At 66.9% G+C, this 17563-nt stretch carries 18 protein-coding genes and 2 pseudogenes; 9 read left to right on the forward strand and 11 right to left on the reverse strand.

The window, feature by feature from the left end:
- The 3 genes from R6V09_RS23850 to R6V09_RS23860 all read right to left on the reverse strand — a co-directional run.
- A partial coding sequence (locus R6V09_RS23850; RefSeq protein WP_317883475.1) for a lytic polysaccharide monooxygenase auxiliary activity family 9 protein occupies positions 1-955 on the reverse strand: 955 nt, incomplete at its 3' end.
- A 674-nt stretch (positions 956-1629) separates the two neighbouring features.
- Positions 1630-2487, reverse strand: a complete 858-nt coding sequence (locus tag R6V09_RS23855; RefSeq protein WP_317883476.1) for a hypothetical protein — start codon at positions 2485-2487, stop codon at positions 1630-1632.
- Complete coding sequence (locus R6V09_RS23860; protein ID WP_317883477.1) at positions 2484-2903, reverse strand: hypothetical protein; 420 nt, start codon at positions 2901-2903, stop codon at positions 2484-2486. The genes R6V09_RS23855 and R6V09_RS23860 overlap by 4 nt, the downstream gene beginning before the upstream one ends.
- Before the next feature lie 357 nt (positions 2904-3260).
- Here R6V09_RS23860 and R6V09_RS23865 point away from each other — a divergent pair, with 357 nt between their 5' ends.
- Entirely contained in the window at positions 3261-4187 is a 927-nt protein-coding gene (locus tag R6V09_RS23865) for a toll/interleukin-1 receptor domain-containing protein (RefSeq protein WP_317883478.1), read from the forward strand.
- 176 nt (positions 4188-4363) lie between these two features.
- Positions 4364-5068, forward strand: a complete 705-nt coding sequence (locus R6V09_RS54675) for a macro domain-containing protein (protein ID WP_442810117.1) — start codon at positions 4364-4366, stop codon at positions 5066-5068.
- Positions 5069-5466: 398 nt separating this feature from the next.
- Here the strand turns inward: R6V09_RS54675 and R6V09_RS23870 are convergent.
- Positions 5467-6959 (reverse strand): annotated as a pseudogene (locus tag R6V09_RS23870) (transposase).
- Between R6V09_RS23870 and R6V09_RS23875 the strand changes: the two are divergent.
- Together R6V09_RS23875 and R6V09_RS23880 are read left to right on the forward strand one after the other, a co-directional pair.
- The gene (locus R6V09_RS23875; protein WP_317883479.1) at positions 6848-7267 is read left to right on the forward strand and encodes a GntR family transcriptional regulator; all 420 of its coding nucleotides are present in this window, start codon (positions 6848-6850) and stop codon (positions 7265-7267) included. The pseudogene R6V09_RS23870 and the gene R6V09_RS23875 sit on opposite strands and share 112 nt — an antisense overlap.
- Position 7268: 1 nt before the next feature.
- A complete protein-coding gene (locus R6V09_RS23880; protein WP_317883480.1) occupies positions 7269-7835 on the forward strand; it encodes an HD domain-containing protein in 567 nt (188 codons plus the stop codon).
- Here R6V09_RS23880 and R6V09_RS23885 read toward each other — a convergent pair.
- Positions 7823-8296 (reverse strand): NUDIX domain-containing protein, encoded by a 474-nt coding sequence (locus R6V09_RS23885; protein WP_317883481.1) that lies wholly within the window; start codon positions 8294-8296, stop codon positions 7823-7825. The genes R6V09_RS23880 and R6V09_RS23885 overlap by 13 nt on opposite strands.
- A 2-nt stretch (positions 8297-8298) precedes the next feature.
- Positions 8299-8841, reverse strand: a complete 543-nt coding sequence (locus R6V09_RS23890; RefSeq protein ID WP_317883482.1) for an XRE family transcriptional regulator — start codon at positions 8839-8841, stop codon at positions 8299-8301.
- A gap of 26 nt (positions 8842-8867) precedes the next feature.
- Here R6V09_RS23890 and R6V09_RS23895 point away from each other — a divergent pair, with 26 nt between their 5' ends.
- Positions 8868-9224, forward strand: a complete 357-nt coding sequence (locus R6V09_RS23895) for a cupin domain-containing protein (RefSeq protein ID WP_317883483.1) — start codon at positions 8868-8870, stop codon at positions 9222-9224.
- Entirely contained in the window at positions 9221-9667 is a 447-nt protein-coding gene (locus tag R6V09_RS23900) for a GNAT family N-acetyltransferase (RefSeq protein ID WP_317883484.1), read from the forward strand. The genes R6V09_RS23895 and R6V09_RS23900 overlap by 4 nt, the downstream gene beginning before the upstream one ends.
- A gap of 25 nt (positions 9668-9692) precedes the next feature.
- Here the strand turns inward: R6V09_RS23900 and R6V09_RS23905 are convergent, their stop codons facing one another.
- Positions 9693-9827 carry a hypothetical protein gene (locus tag R6V09_RS23905; protein ID WP_019066207.1) on the reverse strand — a complete coding sequence of 45 codons (135 nt, stop codon included), beginning with the start codon at positions 9825-9827 and terminating at the stop codon, positions 9693-9695.
- Between the two features lie 135 nt (positions 9828-9962).
- Between R6V09_RS23905 and R6V09_RS23910 the strand changes: the two genes are divergently transcribed.
- Positions 9963-10562 (forward strand): class I SAM-dependent methyltransferase, encoded by a 600-nt coding sequence (locus R6V09_RS23910; protein ID WP_317883485.1) that lies wholly within the window; start codon positions 9963-9965, stop codon positions 10560-10562.
- 7 nt (positions 10563-10569) lie between these two features.
- Here R6V09_RS23910 and R6V09_RS23915 read toward each other — a convergent pair whose 3' ends face one another.
- Both R6V09_RS23915 and R6V09_RS23920 read right to left on the reverse strand, forming a co-directional pair.
- The gene (locus tag R6V09_RS23915; RefSeq protein WP_317883486.1) at positions 10570-11070 is read right to left on the reverse strand and encodes a DUF402 domain-containing protein; all 501 of its coding nucleotides are present in this window, start codon (positions 11068-11070) and stop codon (positions 10570-10572) included.
- Positions 11051-11980 carry a GNAT family N-acetyltransferase gene (locus tag R6V09_RS23920; protein ID WP_317883487.1) on the reverse strand — a complete coding sequence of 310 codons (930 nt, stop codon included), beginning with the start codon at positions 11978-11980 and terminating at the stop codon, positions 11051-11053. Before R6V09_RS23920 ends, R6V09_RS23915 begins: the two co-directional genes overlap by 20 nt.
- 71 nt (positions 11981-12051) lie before the next feature.
- Between R6V09_RS23920 and R6V09_RS23925 the strand changes: the two genes are divergently transcribed.
- On the forward strand, positions 12052-12423 hold the full coding sequence (locus R6V09_RS23925) for a GntR family transcriptional regulator (RefSeq protein WP_317883488.1): 372 nt from the start codon (positions 12052-12054) through the stop codon (positions 12421-12423).
- 89 nt (positions 12424-12512) lie between these two features.
- Here R6V09_RS23925 and R6V09_RS23930 read toward each other — a convergent pair whose 3' ends face one another.
- On the reverse strand, positions 12513-13607 hold the full coding sequence (locus R6V09_RS23930; protein ID WP_317883489.1) for a DUF5925 domain-containing protein: 1095 nt from the start codon (positions 13605-13607) through the stop codon (positions 12513-12515).
- 188 nt (positions 13608-13795) lie between these two features.
- Between R6V09_RS23930 and R6V09_RS23935 the strand changes: the two genes are divergently transcribed.
- Positions 13796-15211, forward strand: a complete 1416-nt coding sequence (locus R6V09_RS23935; protein WP_317883490.1) for a GH39 family glycosyl hydrolase — start codon at positions 13796-13798, stop codon at positions 15209-15211.
- A 24-nt stretch (positions 15212-15235) separates the two neighbouring features.
- Here the strand turns inward: R6V09_RS23935 and R6V09_RS23940 are convergent.
- Positions 15236-17563 (reverse strand): annotated as a pseudogene (locus R6V09_RS23940) (lipopolysaccharide biosynthesis protein); the annotation flags it as partial.

Below are 17563 nucleotides of genomic sequence, written 5' to 3' on the forward strand. Positions count from 1 at the left end.
CCAGGCTGGCCGCGCCGCCCATGACGAGATACGGCGAGCTGTCGTTGCTGCCGGTCGCCGCGAGGTTCTGCGAACTCCCCGCCGCCTGCGGCTCGTTGGCCTCGGCGACGACCGGCTCCGCCGAGGTGCTCGCGTCCGCGTCCCCCTGACCGTGGTGCTCGACGGTCGACTTGTCGGCACCGGCCGCGATCTGCTCGTCGGACGGGGCGGAGGCGGACGGCGCGGGAGTGGTCGGGGCTGGAACGGCCGAGGTGGGCGTCGGTGTCGAACTACCCGCCGAACCACCGCCGTTGGCCCCCGTGCCGCTGCCGTTCCCGCTCCCGCCGAAGCTGACGTCCGAGCAGGAGTAGAACGCCTCCGGGCTGTCCGAGCGCTGCCAGATCGCGTACAGGAGCTGCTTGCCGGAGCGCTGCGGGAGGGTGCCGGAGAAGGTGTAGAAGCCGCCCGAGGCGACCGGGTCGGTGGCCGTCGCGACCGGGTGCTCCAGGTCCAGGTCGGCCCAGGCGAGCGGCTGCGCGGGGTCGTAGCCGGACTTGGTGAGGTACACCTTGAAGGTGCCCTTGTGCGGCGCGGTCACGCGGTACTTGAAGGTGTACGAGCCGCTGCTCACGCTGGTCGCCGGCCAGTCCGCGCGGGCCAGGTCGAGGCCCTTGAACTCCGCGTTGTTCGCGCTGCACAACTTGCCGTCCGGGATCAGCGTCTGGTGCTGCCCGTTGGCGTCGCCGATCCGGATGCCGTTCCAGTCGTAGAGCGCCTGTGTGCCGCCGGCCGCGACCGCCGCCTTGCACGCGGCCGACTTCGGGTTCTCCGGGCCCTCCGCGTAGCACTGCGCGACCCGGCTGACCGGATCACCCATTGAACCGTGCGCCGCCGCGGGCGCCGCGGCGAGCGCGGTCAGTACGAGGGGAGCCATGCCGAGGACGGCGGCAGCGGCGGCCTTGCGGCGTGCGAGCATGGCGGAACTCCAACTCCTCGGACGGTTCTCGGCGCGGGGGACGGATCCCGTGGGGTGATCAGAAGCTAGCCCCTGGAAACCGCGGAATCGCCTGCTGGAGACGGAGGATGGAGATCCTTATGGTCGTGTTAAGGCAGGGCTAACCGAGGGCTCAGGAAGGGGAGGGGCACCCCCTCGGCTCACCTGCGTCCGAGCGGCTCTACTGTCCGTGGCAGTTCGTGTTCGTCCGCGGTCGGATGCCTCTGTTGGCTCCCGGATTGGCTCCCGGGTCTGCCTTGCTCACCTGCGCCCGCGGCTCCGTAGACAGGTCTGAGCCCGCCTCTTGTTGCGCAGGAAGTGTTGCGGTCCGCGAGCGGCCTCAGGCGATCGACGTCGATGCAGCGTTGGCCACTGACCGTGCGGTCGTCATTGGTCGTCGTTGGTCACCTTGGGCCGCCCTTCGACGGCCCACAGACGGCCCCGCCGATGCGCATCGGCAGATTTACAGCAGGCTGACTCATCCGCTGCTGAGCAGCCACTTCTCCTTCGTCAACTCAACTCGGGGGCACCTGGGGGAAGGCGTCTCATGGTTGGGGATACACCCCGACCATCCCATGCCGTACACCTCGATGCTCCTGGGATGTTTCCACCCTTGCGTGCGGTAGTACCCGGCCTGTTCACGGGCAGCACGCCCGTCAGAGGATGATGAAGCTGTTCTTGACCTTGTCGTAGGTCTTCAGGGCCTGGGTCTCCACGTCCGGCTGGTACCAGGTGTTGATCTGGTACGCCTTCCCGCCCTCGTCGAAGCCCAGCAGCCGGGCGTGCCAGGGGACGCCCTTGAGTGTGAACGTGTACTCCCAGATCACCGCCGGGTAGCCGCGGAACGTCGTGTTGTCGAGGCGGATCTTCTGGTAGCTCTGCCCCTGATGGGCGTTGCGCTCCGCGGCCTCCCAGGTCTGCATCAGGTCGCCTCGGGCGAGCGAGGACTTGCCCACGAGTTCCTGAGTGGCGTCCGGGGACGTGTAGTGCACCTCCGCCCCCGGCTTCAGATCCCGCCGCCACCCGGTGGGCGTAGCCCACGCGAACCCGCCCGCCTCCTGATGCGTACCCGAAAGCAGACTCGGGGTGCGGGAGGTTCCGGTTGCCTGGCCCGTGGGTGCCCGTGACGCTGGCCCGCTGGGCGTACCGTACCGCTCGAATGCGGACGTCAGCAGCCACGCACTGACCGAGGCAGCGACGACGAGGGCGGCGACGACCACGAACGCCAGGAGAGGCCGCCCGTTTCTCCGTATCGCGGCCTCCGCCCCCACATAGACGGTCGAGTCGAGCGTGTAATAGGCGGTGGACGTCAGCGCATCCCGCACCACCATCTGCTGATCCAAGTCCTCTGTCTCGACCGCCTGTTGCCCAATCACCTCGACATCGAGCAGCGACGCAAGGTACCTGCGCCACAGGGGCAGATCTCGTCGCCGCCCGTGTTCAATCAGGTGGTCCAGCGCTTCAGGACGGAAGTCCGTCAGCGATGCCCAGTAGCGCTCGGCGAGCCGGCTCATTGCTCAAGCACCTCCGTGCCGCTCGGCAAGCCCACGGCATCCTCACCACCCACAGGAGCAAGCACGGCAGGCGCGACCGCCTGGGGAACAGCCCCACCGATGACCGCCTGAAGGCTCCGCGCGCTGCCGAACTGCCGCAGCAGCGCAGGCGCCGACGCACCCACCGCAACTGTGGCGAGCGCCCCAGTCAACTGCGGGGCGAAGAGCAAACCAGCTCCAGCACCGAGCGACACCCGGGTAAGGGCGGCCAGCGCGTCAGAGGCAGGATCAACGTACTTGTCAAGGCGCGGCAGTTGCTTCCGTCGCTTGTTGCTCGTGAGGGCCTGATGCCGGGCCGCCTGCCATGTCGCGATCCGGCCGTAGAAGACCACGACCTCCACGACAAGGCCACCCAGCGCGCCGTACGTGATGGACATCGACCAATCCATGGCCGTCCCCCTCGGCAATGGCAACACGCGCGGCTCGATTCGTTCCGCGTGATGCAGCATCCCAGAACGGGGCTCCATCCGGGAGGACAACGACACAGGCGGTCAAACCTACGCACGGCGTGTACAAGGTCGTTCGCTGTTGTCGGCCGGTTTTGGCCATCCCGATGGTGGCGCGCGGCGGCGACAGCACTCGAACCCGAGAAGGCTAGGCGCGCGTCAGGACATGTTCTTACAGAAGGAAGGAGCGGCTTGTCACTCTGCCCACTACAGTTGACAAGCGCGGCCGAGACGTACGGCACGCATCGGCAGCAAGCGTCCTAGAACTTCTGAACGGGGGATAAACAAGTGCGCGTTTTCTTGAGCTGGTCCGGAGCCGCCTCCAGGCTTTGTGCTGAGGCCCTTCGAGACTGGCTACCTTTCATGAACCAGGGCATCGCCCCTTTCGTTTCGTCGCAAGACATCTCTAAAGGAGAGAGGGGACTAGACAAGATCGCGAGCAAACTCCAAGACTCCACCTTTGGGATTGTTTGCGTGACACGGGAAAATCAACACGCCCCTTGGATTAACTTTGAAGCAGGTGCGCTTTCTCGCGAGCTGGGAGAAAGTATGCTGGCTCCATTTCTACTTGATCTAGAAGTAAAGGATCTCTCGGGCCCAGTCGCACAGTTCCAAGCTACAGAGAGCACGTCACGTGATGAAGTATGGGCGCTAGTAAAATGCCTCAACGAAAACTGTGAGACGGTAATTGATTCTGATCGCCTTCAAGTGACCTTCGATAGATTTTGGAGCGATATCGAGGAGAAATTGAATGTAATTCGAGAATCTCGCCCTTCCTCTTCAGCCCCCCAGCGTGACACTCCAGAAATCCTTAACGAGCTAGTTGCGCTCGTAAGGGAACAAAGTTCTCGAATTAATAGCATGACCAAACAAATCTCTCGAATCGAAGGGGAAAATCAAGCTCCTCGATACGTAATCAACGATCCCAGCGCGGTGACGATCAACACCCACAATGAAAATGAAGGCGGCGATAAATCGGTAGAGATCCTGCGGCACGCAATCACCAGCGTTGTCGGTCCAGATAACATTATCGAGACTCGAATTAAAACAGAAGCGTATGCAGATATCACGATGATCGTGACTGACGAGGGTTTCAGTGCAGCCCAACAGAACGTGACGCAACTGCAGGCAATCGCGTCACGGGCGCGCGTTTCGGCGACCATTAGAACGTCCAATCTGTCCCCCGGAAACAGCGTAGTGCTGGCACCCTTCTAATGCGCTCCAATTCATAGGAAATAATTGCAGTGTTGGGCAACTATGCGACACGTCGCAACGTTAAGCTCGTTGCTACATATTCATCAGTGACCTTCGCTGGAGTCTCTGGCTTAGTTCAGCTAATGCTTGCCGTGTACCCGCTTACTGTATTGCAGGGTGGCCGTTCGCTTATTGCCATGATTGCCACTTCTCTCGTATTCGGGATAATTCGAGCACTGCCCAAGAATACGGTTACCCGAGAATTTAGAAACCCGTCATTCAGAGTCACGGTAAAGAGGGGAGATATCTTTGAGGAAGATTCACACCTAATCATTGGATTCACTGACACATTTGACACGGATTCCAGTGATGCGGAAATAATTGCGCCCACAAGTGTGCAGGCGCAATTTCTGCAGAGAGTCTACTCGGGGGATGTCGATACGCTCAGTCGGGACCTAACTGCAGCACTCAGTGGGCATGCAGTAGAAGGCGTAGAGACCCGGGAGGTGAAGCCTAAGGGTCGGCTAGTCCGATACCCGCTAGGGACAGTTGCAGTACTGGGTTCATTTGAAACAAGATATTACTGTGTCGCATATTCGCGAATGGGAAATAATCTAGCTGCACAATCTAGTGTAGACGCGTTGTGGCTTAGCTTGAGTCGCGTTTGGGGTGTAATTGGCGAAACTGGAAATCGGAAGCGTGTGTCGATTCCGGTTATCGGATCGGATCTCGCCAGGGTCGATAACTTGGACTACGAAAGTATCGTGAAAATGCTGACCATTTCCTTCGTTGCGCGGTCACGCAAGTCCATAATTACGCGTGAGTTGACTCTGATAATCCACCCTCGTGATTTTGACCGGATAGACATGAATGAAATAGTGGCCTTTTTGAACTCTCTATAATGGCACAACTGGACCAAAGTTATTGATTCCAATCCACTCCTCACGCTAACCTGCTTCTCGGTGGCCTCGTGGTATGCAATCATTGAAGCTTTACGGCATGAACAAGAAGGGGTGCGAGTGTCGCAACATGCCAGCCCTCGGGGCACCTTCCTGAAGGTTGCCGACTCAGTGAAGGCGCTGATCGAGGGCGACCCGGAGATGACAGAGTTGCCGTCCCTGGCTGAGGTCATGCGTGAACACGGGGTCTCACGCGGCGTTGTCATCCGTGCGTACGGGGTGCTGAGGCAGGAGGGCTTGGCCGAACCTGCGCCGGGTGAGCGGTGGCGCGTCGGTCGCCTAGAAGGCTGCTGAAAATCTTGTTGTGGGGCTGTCCGGCCTGGGCCGGGCAGCCTTTTTCGCTATGCGGTGGCCGGGGCGAGTTGCCATGTGGTGCCGGTTCGGGTGAGTCCGAGGTTGATCAGGCGGCGGAGGTTGAGGGCGGCGGCGCGGTGGTGGAGCCAGATGTTGTTGGCGATGATGCCGCGATGCGGGACGCGGCGGCTGCCCTTGGCGACCAGCCAGGCGATGGCGCGTTCGACCGGGGGCCGCCATCTGCGGTATTCGGCCTGCCAGGCCGGATCGGTGGCGGCCTGATGGCGGGCGGCGGTCAGCAGTTCGTGCTGAGGATGGACATTGAGGGTGCGTCCGGTCTTGGAGGTGGTGCAGCGCCCTCGCAGGGGGCAGCCGGCGCACAGCCGCTTGAACTGGGCGGTGCGGGCGCCGTCCGCTTTGACCTGGCCGAGGTTGGCGGTGCGTCCGGCCGGGCAGGTCGCGGTGGAGGCCGCTGGGTCGATGCGGAAGTCGTCGATGGTGAAGCCGCCAGGGATCACTCGCCGCAGCGGCGGTGGCTTGATCACCGGCGTGTGGCCCGCGGCCTGCAACTGTTCGCGCAGGTCGCCGGTCCCGTAGGCGGAGTCGCCAAGCACGGTTAATGCGCCGTCCTCCTCGCCCAGCAGATCACCGGCAACGGCCGCTTCGTGGCTGCCGGGACCATGGCCGCCGGTGAGGACGACGGCGGTGAACAGCCCGCTCTCCGGCTCGAAGGAGACGTGTCCTTTGAAGCCGTCCTGGTGGCGGGTGCGGTTTTTGTGGATGTGCCGGGCGTCGGGATCGACGGTGGACACTGTCCGGCCGGGCACGGTGCGCTGGGCGATGCGCCAGCGCCCGTCGCGTCCGTCGGAGTCGGGAGCCGGCTCGACATCCTGTCCGGCAACCAGGGCCAGCAGGCCCACCGCGTCCGCGGCCTTCTCACCCAACTTCTGCTCCGGCAGGTGCCCGAGCAGACTGATCGCGTCGGTGACCAGCGCATCGACCAGCACGGCGCGCGCCTGCTCGTCGTTCCAGGCGATCTTCGGTTTGCCCGGGTCGGTGTAGTCGTGCGCGTGGCAGTGCTCCGCGGCCACCTCCTGGGCTCCGGATACCTCGCGGATCACCCGGCGGATGGCGGAGATGATCTGGGTGACGGTGTCCTGGGTGGCCACCGGATCCGCGTCGGATCGGCCGAGTGGCGCAGACGGCGCCGGAAGTACGTCAGCAGCGACGGATCGAACGCCATGTCGTACAGGCCAAGCCCGCAGGCCGCTTTCCACCGCAGGTCACACCGCAGTTCCTGGACCGTCTCGAAGTCCGACAGCCCCTGAAGGCTCTGCAGAACCACCGTCGCGGCCAGCACCTGCGGCGGCAGACTCGGACGACCGTTGGACGAGGGATACATATCGGCGAACATCGACGGCGGGAACAGTGCCTCCCGTTGCTCGGCCAGGAACGCGAACACGCTCCCTGCCGGGATCAACTCCCGGCACGTCTCCCACACATCCGGCCCGGCCATCTCCCCGGCCCATTCCCCCTGCATGCCTACAAGACTGGCCCCGACCCTGCTGGACCGGGGCCAGAACTCCCAACATTTTCAGCAGCCTTCTAGGCAGTCGAGTCGACCGGCGTCCGCTTGATCAGCGAATCGCAGACATTGTCACGGCTGACGGACTCGCGGTAGGGGAAGCGTTCCCGAGTGCTTCCGCGCTCGCCGAACGGTTCGGGGTCTCCCGTCCCACGGTGACCAAAGCTCTGGAAAAGTTGGAGACCGCCGGCGTGCTGGCGGGGGGAGGACAGGGCAGGGTGCGGACAGTCCGCGCCGTGCCGACGCGAGAGGAGCGTTTGTAGCTTGCCGACGTTGACGGAGTGGGCCTATCCCCTGGCTGAGTCCCTGCTCGCCGAGCCGCTGCCGCGGCGGTGGAAGCACTGCCAAGGGGTCGCTGAGAGGGCACGCACGATCGCTCTCGTTCTTGACCAGGACGCGGATCTGTTGGAGGCCGCGGCAGTACTGCACGACATCGGCTATGCACCGGACCTGGCCAAGACGGGCTTCCATCCTCTGGACGGCGCCCGCTACCTGCGGGATACGGCCAACGCCGACGAGCGGGTCATCAACCTGGTTGCCCACCACTCCTGTTCCTGGCTGGAGGCGGAAGCGCGCGACCTGCGTGAGGAGTTGGAGAGCGAGTTCCCCCGCGAGAGTGCGGACCTGAACGACGCGCTCTGCTACTGCGACATGAACACCACACCGGACGGGACTCCCACGAACCCGATCGACCGGATCAACGAGATCACCGGACGGTACGGGCCGGAGAGTCTGATCGGTAAGTTCATCCGGCGGGCCGAACCCGAGATCCTCGGCTGCACGTCTCGCGTCCTCGAACGCGTCGCCGCCGCCAAGCGTCAGCCGATGTAGGGAGCGGTACGCGTCCGGTCGATGGCGTGCTCGATACGGAGCCGCATCGTGGGGTGGACGTCCAGCTCCCGCAGGTCCGTTGGGTCAACCCAACGGACCTGCGTCGTCTCGTTGCTCGTACGCAGCTCGCCGCCGACAGGCCGCGCTCGGAAGCAGATGCTGAACTGCTGGCGGATCTCGCCGTCGTCGTACTGCATGACGTGCCCAGGGTCCGTGTAGATACCGGACAGGTCGACGACTTCGGCCTTGACCCCCGTCTCTTCCCAGACTTCACGGATCACCGTGTCACTAATGGACTCGCCGACATCGTGGCCACCGCCGGGCAGCGCCCAACGTCCGTTGTCGGACCGCTGAATCATGAGCACCTGGCCCGCGTCATTCTGGACGAGCGCCACGACCGAAGGCACAACCGAGTTGGCCGGCGGAGCATCCGGATCGTGCAGATAGTCGATGCGTCCCATGCTCAAGCTCCCGTGATGTCGTGTTCGGTCACTGGCCTGGCGCCTTCCCAGGTCTGCTGAACGCTATTGGCAAAAGTGTCGAACAGACCGCCTCCGGGGAGCCTCCGTAGGTGAAACACGGGCGCCAGGTAGGCGCCTATGCCGTACACGTGCGTGTTGGCCAACATCTCGTCATCGGCGCAGTAGATCGAGTTGTAGAGCACGGTGTCGTGCAGGCGGAAAGCGCTCTCGGGGTGACTGGTGAACAGCGGGCGGTAGTTGACCAGCGCATTGAGGATCTTGCCGTCCATAGTGCGATGCCCTTCGTCGATGCCGCGTCGCACGACGGCTTCGCACTGTGGATCGCCCATGAGCAGTCGGATGCGGACGCCGCTCTCGGCCTTCTTCTTCAGTGTCGAGAAGAAGCGAGGGTCCTCTGGCAGGTAGATGCCGGCGTACACGAGGATGTCGATGCGCTCCGTGGCGCACTCACACATCTCGCGCAAGAGGTCTGTCGGCACCGTGTGACGATGCGGGTAGACAGTGACGATCTCGTCCTTCGACAAGTCCGCTGTGTGGAGAGGTGTCGCAGATGAGCAGACCGCAGTCCGAGTTCCATCGCCCCGAGGCACCCTGGCGGCGGCCGGCCGGCGCGCCCGCCGGTGTGTGGGAGCAGGAGCTGGCCGTGGATCCGGTCTCCGGGGACTCCACCGTGCTCCAGCACTACGAGCCTGGGACCGACACCAGCGCCCAAGGTGCTGTCCGGCACGACTACTTCGAGGAGGTGTACGTCCTCGAAGGCGACCTCACCGATCTGCGTCTCGGCGAGACCTTCACCGCGGGCATGTACGCGTACCGCCATCCGGAGATGGAGCACGGGCCGTGGACGAGCGCGGAAGGCGTCCGGATGCTCGTGATCAGTACGCACACCGCCGAGCACCGCTCATGACCACCGGCGTTCGCGCGGCCGTCCCCGCCGACGTACCGGCCGTGAAGGCCGTGACCGACATGGCGTACCACCACTACATCGCGCGCATCGGTGTGGTGCCGCAGCCCATGGAGGCGGACCACATGGCGAACGTGGCCGCCGGGCGCGTCTTCGTGACGGGGGACCCCGTGACCGGGCTCGTGGTGATCGAGGAGCGCACCGGTCACCTGTTCCTCGACAGCATCGCCGTCCACCCCGACGCGCACGGCACGGGGGTGGGACGGCGGCTGCTGGAGTTCGTGGACGCACGCGCGTGTGCGCTCGGGCTGCCCGAGGTCAGGCTCTACACCAACGCGATGATGTGGGAGAACCAGAAGATCTACCCGAAGTTCGGCTACGAGGTCGTCGAGCGGCGCACGGACGGGCCCTACGACCGCATCCACTACCGGAAGCGGCTGGACTGACGACCGGGCCGGTCTCCGGCCGGACTCAGCCGTCCGGCCACCAGGTGCGGGCGATGTCCTTTCGGACCTCGGGGCGCTCGACAGGGCGCTCGTCGGCCTCGTCCCGCACCCGGCGGGCGTCCGACTTCTTCAGGGGCTTCTGCACGGTTACGCGGCGCATGGCTGCCTCCTTGTGTCCACCCGGGTTCGTGTTCTCACGAGGTAGACCGTTCCCGGGAGGGTGACTCATCGAAGCGGGTCTGTCTGTGGTGGCTGTCACGATGGGACTGTCAGTGGCGGGTGTCACGCTGGGCCCATGAGTGAATCTGAAGCGAGCGTGGACTGGGACGCGGAAGCCCCGACCTTCGACGAAGAGCCTGATCACGGCCTGCGCGACCCGGAGATCCGCCGGGCCTGGGCGGACCGGCTGCGCGGCTGGCTGCCCGCCGCCGCAGGCGACGTCCTCGACCTCGGCTGCGGCACCGGCACCCTCTCGCTCCTCGCGGCCGAGCAGGGACACCGGATCACCGGCGTGGACCTCTCCCCGGCGATGGTGGACCTCGCCCGCGCGAAGCTGGCCGGCCGTGACGCGGCGTTCCTGATCGGTGACGCGGCAACACCTCCGGTGGGCGAGCAGCGCTACGACGTCGTCCTCGTACGGCATGTGCTGTGGTCGCTGCCCGACCCCGCCCGGGTCCTGCGGCACTGGCGCGGCCTGCTGCGCCCCGGTGGACGGCTCGTGCTGATCGAGGGCCGCTGGGGGACGGTGAGCCCGGTCGGCATACCCGCCGACCGCCTCACCGAGCTCCTGGCACCCGTCGCCGGGCACGTGCGCGTGGAGCGGCTGTCGGACGACCCGCTGCTGTGGGGGAAGACCGTGGCCGACGAGCGGTACGCGGTGGTCGCCATGGAGTGAGCGGGCCTCACCGCAGCAGCGCGTCGAACCCGCCCGCACGGGCCAGCCCCTCCAACTCGTCGAGCGCCGCGACGGCCGCCGCCGCGGCCACGGGGTCCGACACGGCGAGCCCGCTCTCCTCGAACTCGTCCTCGTCCAGCCGGATCACGTCCGTGCCGTCTGCGGATCGCCACAGGTCCAGGTCGAGGTCTTCCACGACGAGTTCGGCGCCGGAGCGCGTCGCGGGGCGGGTGATGTCGCAGTACCAGCCCTTCAACTTCCCGGTGCCGTCCCGGACTTCCTTCACCGCGTACCAGCGGTCCCGCCAGTAGTACTCGGTGAACACGTCGCCTGGCTCGAACCGCACGAAGCCGAAGTCGCGGACGCCGTCACCCGCCCACGGGGCACGGACGGCGAGGCGGATGCCGTCGTCGAAGAGCAGCTCGGCCGGGTAACGGATCTTCGTCCGGCCCGCCTTGACCAGAACGACGTCCAACTGGCGTGCGGGATCAGGTGAGTTCACGGACATAGCGCACCTCCGCGGCGCAGATCTGGTAGCCGAGCCACTTGTTGATCGCGAGCATCGGCCCGTTGCCGGTGTCGTTGCCCGTGAACGCCTCCGCGTATCCGGCGGCGCGGGCGCGGTGCAGTGAGTCGTTCTTGGCGAGTTTGGCGAGGCCCCGGCCGCGGTGGGCGCGGGCGGTGCCGGTCATGGCGGTGAAGTAGCGCGTGCCGCCGTCCGCGCGGACCGCGCTGAAGGCCGCCGGGCGTCCGCCGACGACGGCCACGGACGTCAACTCGGCGCTGAACAGGGGGTGTCGCCAGGTCTCGTCCAGCCAGGCCTCGAAATCCGTGAGCTCGGCGTCGATGTCGCTGGGTTCGTCCAGCGTCACTTCCGTGTCCAGCTCGAACAGGGGGCGCGGGTCCGCGGAGAAGACCGAGCCCGGACGGATCTCCACGTCCGGCGGCGGATCCTGGAGCGGAGGCAGGGTGCCGTGCGCCAGGTCCAGGCGGAAGAAGTGCGCGGAGCGGCTCGCCGTATAGCCGAAGCGCTCGGCGAAGGCGCGGTTGGCCGGTTCGTCCAGGACCCAGGAGTGGAGCCGGGTCGCGCCCGCGGCGGCCAGGTGTTCCTCGGCGGTGCGGACCAGGAGTCCACCCGCGCCCCGGCAGGTGCGCTCCGGGTGCACATGCACGTTGACGAAGGCCTGGCCCGGCTCCGGGCTGTCGTAGGCGATGCCCACCTGGGCGGTGCCGATGATCTCGCCGTCCTCCTCCGCGACCAGCCTGCGGAGCCTGGCCTCCGGATGGGCGTGGGCGATGTCGAAGGCTACGGACTCCGGGGTGAACACCATGAAGGGGAGGGCGAGGTGGCGGACCCGGACGAAGCCCTCCAGGTCGGCTCGGAGGCCGGGGTTCAGGTCGCGCACGGTCACTGTCATGTCGTCGCACGCTACGGCGGAGCCGCGCCGCAGTGCCTCTCATTTTCCGGTGGGTGCGGGACAATCGGGCCGTGACCTTGAAGATCCACATCGATGACAGTGCCGCGCCCTACGAGCAGATCCGCGCCCAGATCTCGGAGCAGGCCCGGTCCGGAGCGCTGCCGGTCGGCCACCGGCTGCCCACGGTACGAGGGCTGGCCGAGTCGCTCGGCCTCGCCGCGAACACCGTCGCCAAGGCGTACCGGGCGCTGGAGACGGACGGCGTGATCGAGACGCGGGGCCGCAACGGCACGCTGATCGCTGCCGCGGGCTCGGCGGCGGAGCGGGAGGCGGCGTTGGCTGCGCAGGCTTATGCGGAGAAGGTCCGGCGGTTGGGGCTTACGCAGGAGGATGCGGCGGCGGCCGTGCGGGATGCCCTGCGGGCGGCCTACACGGCAGGGTGAGGGGAGTTCGGCACCGCCGGGATCCGCTGTTGTGGCTGAGCGCCGTTGCGGCGGAGACAAATGGCGGCCGGACGGAGGAGTTGAGCTGTTTACAGATACAACCCCGCGTCCGCCCCCTCCCGTTGGTCCGGTACCGATGTCGGCTGGGTGCCCCGGCGCAGTGCGTACAGCTCCGCCAGGGTCGCGCCCTCGCGGCCGATGCCCTCCTCCGTGCCGAGCCAGTTCACCGACTCCTTGCGGGTGAGCGCGCCGACCTCGATACGGGCCAGACAGCGGCCGGGGCGGACCACGGCGGGGTGCAGGCGCTCCAGGTCCTCGTTGGTGGTGACGCCCACCAGGACGTTGCGGCCCTGGCCGAGGAGGCCGTCCGTGAGGTTCAGGAGGCGGGAGAGGGCCTGGCCGGCCGTGTGCTTCGCCTCGCCGCGGATCAACTCGTCGCAGTCCTCAAGGAGGAGGAGCCGCCAACGCCCTTTCCCCGTCGTGTCGTCCTCGCCGATCGCGATGTCCATCAGATAGCCGACGTCGCTGAACAGCCGCTCCGGGTCCAGCACGCAGTCCACCTGGCACCAGTCCCGCCAGGAACGCGCCAGCGTGCGCAGCGCCGAGGTCTTGCCGGTACCCGGCGGGCCGTGCAGCAACAGCAGCCGGCCCGCGATGTCCTCCGGCGTCGTCTTCATCAGGGTGTCCATCGCATCGGCCACCGGACCCGTGTAGTTCGGGCGCACCTCGTCCCACGTGCCCGCGGAGATCTGCCGGGTCGTGCGGTGCGGGCCGCGCCTGGGGGAGACGTACCAGAACCCCATCGTCACGTTCTCCGGCTGCGGTTCGGGCTCGTCCGCCGCGCCGTCGGTCGCCTGGCCGAGGACCTTCTCGGCGAGTTCCTCGCTGGTCGCCGTGACCGTGACGTCGGCGCCCCGGTTCCAGCGGGAGATCAGCAGGGTCCAGCCGTCGCCCTCCGCGAGCGTCGCACTGCGGTCGTCGTCACGGGCGGCGCGCAGCACGCGGGCGCCCGGCGGGAGCAGGGTCGCCCCGGACCGTACACGGTCGATGTTCGCCGCGTGCGAGTACGGCTGCTCGCCCGTCGCGAAGCGGCCGAGGAACAGCGCGTCGACGACATCGGACGGGGAGTCGGAGTCGTCGACGTTGAGCCGGATCGGCAGAGCGTCGTGCGGGTTAGCAGACATGGGGCCATGATCCGGCACGCGGACGCCCCGTGCACCCGCTTTCCGCAGTGCGCCTCCGAGTGTCGGCTCCGCCCGCCGCCTCCGATGTGTCCGCTCTGTGTCCGTCACGTATCCCCTCGGTCCTGTTACAAGCCTGTGCATGTGGAGGCCTGCCCCACCCCCGTGCACCGACGTTACTGTTGCCCTTGATGGGACGTCATGGGTGGAATTCGGGGGCACGACGGTGGCGGCTCACCGCGCTGCTCGGCGTGGGTGTGGCCGCACTGGCTCTGATCGTGACCCTGATCAACACGCTTCCCGGCGGCGGAAGCACCGCGGGCACCTCGCGCGACGGCGACAAGGTGCACGGCACTCCGGCGACCCCGCCCGACGAGGACCGGCCGGAGGTCGGCTGGGGCTTCACCCACACCCAGTACAGCGCCGACGAGGGCAGCGACACGGCGACCGGGCGCGTCGAGGGACTGCTCGCGAAGTCCCAACTCCCGCAGGACCAGGCCATCATGGGCTGGGGCGCCGACAACCCCGAGCCGGTGAAGGGGCGTTACGACTTCGGCACCCTCGACCGCCGCATCGACTTCGTCCGCAAGTCGGGCGGCACCCCGGTCATCACGCTGTGCTGCTCCCCGGACTGGATGAAGGGCGGCAAGGCGGGCGTCGACAACACCAACTGGAGCCAGGCGTCGCTGGAGACGGCCCCGAAGCCGGACCACTACGCGGAGTTCGCCGCGCTCGCCGCGACCGTCGCCAAGCGGTACCCGGACGTCACCCACTTCATCGTGTGGAACGAGTTCAAGGGCTTCTGGAACAACGCCGAACAGCGCTGGGACTACGAGGGTTACACCAAGCTCTACAACCTGGTCTACAAGGCGCTGAAGCAGGTCAACCCGAAGATCATGGTCGGCGGACCATATCTCGTGATGGACAGCGTGGACCCGCGCGACGCCAACGCCTCCAGCACCTTCAAGGGGACTTGGGGCGCGATGGACCAGCGGATCATCGACGCCTTCGACTACTGGAACAAGAACAAGGTCGGCGCGGACTTCGTGGTCGTGGACGGCTCCAGCTACACCAACGACGACGAACTGCTGCCCAACGAGTTCGGGGCCACCGACAAGCTCACCGCGGTGAGCGAGTGGGTACGGCAGCAGACGCACGACCTGCCGCTGTGGTGGGCCGAGTACTACGTCGAGCCCGCCGACGGCAACGACGACCGCAAGGGCTGGTCCGAGACCCGCCGCGTCGCCGTCCAGGCCGCCGGCCTGATCGCCATGGCCAAGGGCGGCGCCACCTCCGGCTTCTACTGGAACCCGGAGAACGAGAAGGGCACGGACTGCGCGGGCTGTCTGTGGACGCCGACCGACAGCTCCGACGGCGGGAAGCAACTGCCGATGTACGACCTGGTCTCCCGCTTCGACACGGCCTTCGGGCCCGGTACGAAGTTGGAGACCGTGTCGGTCGCGGCGGACGACGTGCCCAACGTCAAGGTCCTCGCCACCGACAAGGCGGTCCTGGTCGTGAACACCCTGGACCGGCAGATCAGCGCGAAGGTCGACGGCAAGCAGTTCGACATGGCGGCCTACGAGGTCAAGTGGCTTACCCGATAAGCCACTTGACCTCGTAGAACCCCGCTACTTCATCGTCAGGAACCGCTGCACAAGCGAAGCCAGCAGCACCGCCAGCAGAGGCAGCGAGAACCAGAAACTGCTCTGCAGCCAGCGCAGTTGACGCACACTCGGCCGCACCGCGACCCGGACGACCTCGCGGGCCGTCAGCATCAGGATCAGCGCGAGGGCGGCCAGCGCGCCCACCACCGACCACGGTGTCCAGGTGATCTGCGGTCCGATCGGCCCGGGATCGGGCTTCGGGACCGCACCGGCCGGCTGCTTGCGCAGCGCGTACATGGTCACGTCGTCGTTGACGAGGACCTTCCTCAACTCCTGCCGGTTGTCCAGGTTCTGGATGAGCCGGGTCTCCCAGGTCGCCGAGTAGCCCGCGTCCAGCTGGAGCGCGACGACCTGGCTCTTGTTGAGCATCAGATACGAGTTCGGGCCCGCGTCCTTGAGCGCCTTGACCAGACCGGACACCAGCACCGGGTCCGAAGGGGCCAGCGTGGGAACGTAGTTGACCCGTTCCATGTCCTTCGCGCCCCACGGCATCGCCGGCGTCACGTCGTTGACCGTGTCGTCGCTCAGCCACAGCAGCCGTACGGTCGGTTTGTCGTGGGCGTACACGTAGTTCATGGCGGCGACCTCGCCGGGCCGCACCCGCTCGAAGCCCTCGTTGCCCCAACGGGCCACCAGGAAGCCGCTCATGAGCAGCAGGCCCGCGACCAGCGCGGCCAGCGGGGCGAGGCTCATCCGGTCCTTCTCGCGCTCCTTGGCGGTGACGCCGGTGCGCGGGAAGAGGGCGAGACCCGCGAGCAGGGCCGCGCCCGGCACCGCGAACATGAAGACGCGCAGCGCCATCTCGCCGCCGTAGGACTGCATGCCGAAGCCCAGGAACGGGACGAAGGTGAGGACGAGGAGGGAGCGTTCGCGGTACTTGTGGTCGCGGCGGCGCCACCAGCCCCAGCAGGCGAAGGCCATGACGCCGCCCGCCAGCAGGACCCGGGTGTAGAGGACCAGCTTGTGGGTCGAACTGCCGCCCTGGATACGGCCGGAGACCGAGGTCGAGACGTTGCTGCCGACGCCGCCGACCCCGCCGAAGAGATCGTTGAAGTGCCCGGACCAGTACGGCTCGGCCATGAATCCGAGCCAGACCGCGACCAGTACCGCGAACAGGATGGGCAGGCCGCGGAGTTCGGAGCGGCCGATCAGGACGAGGACCGTGAGGACGCCCAGCATCACGAACGGCGTGAGCTGGTGGGCCGGGACGCTCGCCGCGAACAGACCGATCAACACCAGGAGCAGCACGGCCTGTTGGCGCCGGTCGGTCGGTTCGACCTCCGCCTCGCCGGGCCGCATCTTCGTCCACAGGACTCCTGGCGCCCGGAACCAGACCAGGAGGATCGCCACGAAGGCCAGATAGAGCAGGAAGGTGAAGCCCTGCGGGGAGAAGTAGTCCTGGCCGACCCAGCCGCTGAGCACGAAGATCCAGACGCCGGTCCACTTCGCCCGCCAGCTCGCCCGCAGCGAGCGGACCAGGAGGAACATCGGTGCCAGATAGGCGAGTTGGATGGCCGTGGGCCACCAGCGGATGACCTCGGACCAGTCGGTGACCCCGCACGCCCTGCCGATGAACGCGGCCACCGCGAAGAAGCCGGGCCAGCTCCAGCGGGCGTCCAGGTCGGGTACGGCCGACCCGGTGCGGTCGATGTAGTCGATGAACCCGAGGTGCTGCCAGGCCGTCGGGAAGCGCGGCTCGGGCTCGATCACCGCGGGCAGCGCGTGCAGCGAGACGACGGTCGCGAGCAGGGTGATCAGCAGCAGCACCTTGTGCTCGCGGCCGAGCCACAGCAGCGCGGCGAACACCGTGATCAGCAGCGCGGCGCCGACCAGCGTGGGCAGCGGCAGCACCGAGATCAGGCCCAGCCCGCCCATGCGGTCCAGGTCGGACTCACCGAGCCGTAGCGCGGGCACCCAGTACAGGAGCAGCGCGGCGACCAGCAGACAGCCGAGGACGACACCGGGGCGGGTGGGCACGAGGCGCTCGCGCAGGGACAACGGGCGGGCGGGCGGCGGGACTTCGGCTTCCCGGGCCTCCGTCTCCCGTGCCTCTGCCGCTACGAGCGCGGCCTCCGGTACGACCACGCGGTCGGAGCCGTTGGCGGGTTCGAACGGCGCGTCCACCTCCGGCACCGCGACCGGGCTGACCGAGGACTCCGAGCCGGGTTCCCGCTCCTCCACCGGCAGCCCCACGACCTCGGACCGCTTGACGCCGAGCCCCCAGGTCGGCCGCTGCTCGCCGGACACGATGGGTGTCCCGGTGGGCGGGGTGCCGGGGCCCGGGCGTACGTC

It is taken from the genome of Streptomyces sp. W16, assembly GCF_033194735.1.
Classification (GTDB): Bacteria; Actinomycetota; Actinomycetes; order Streptomycetales; family Streptomycetaceae; genus Streptomyces.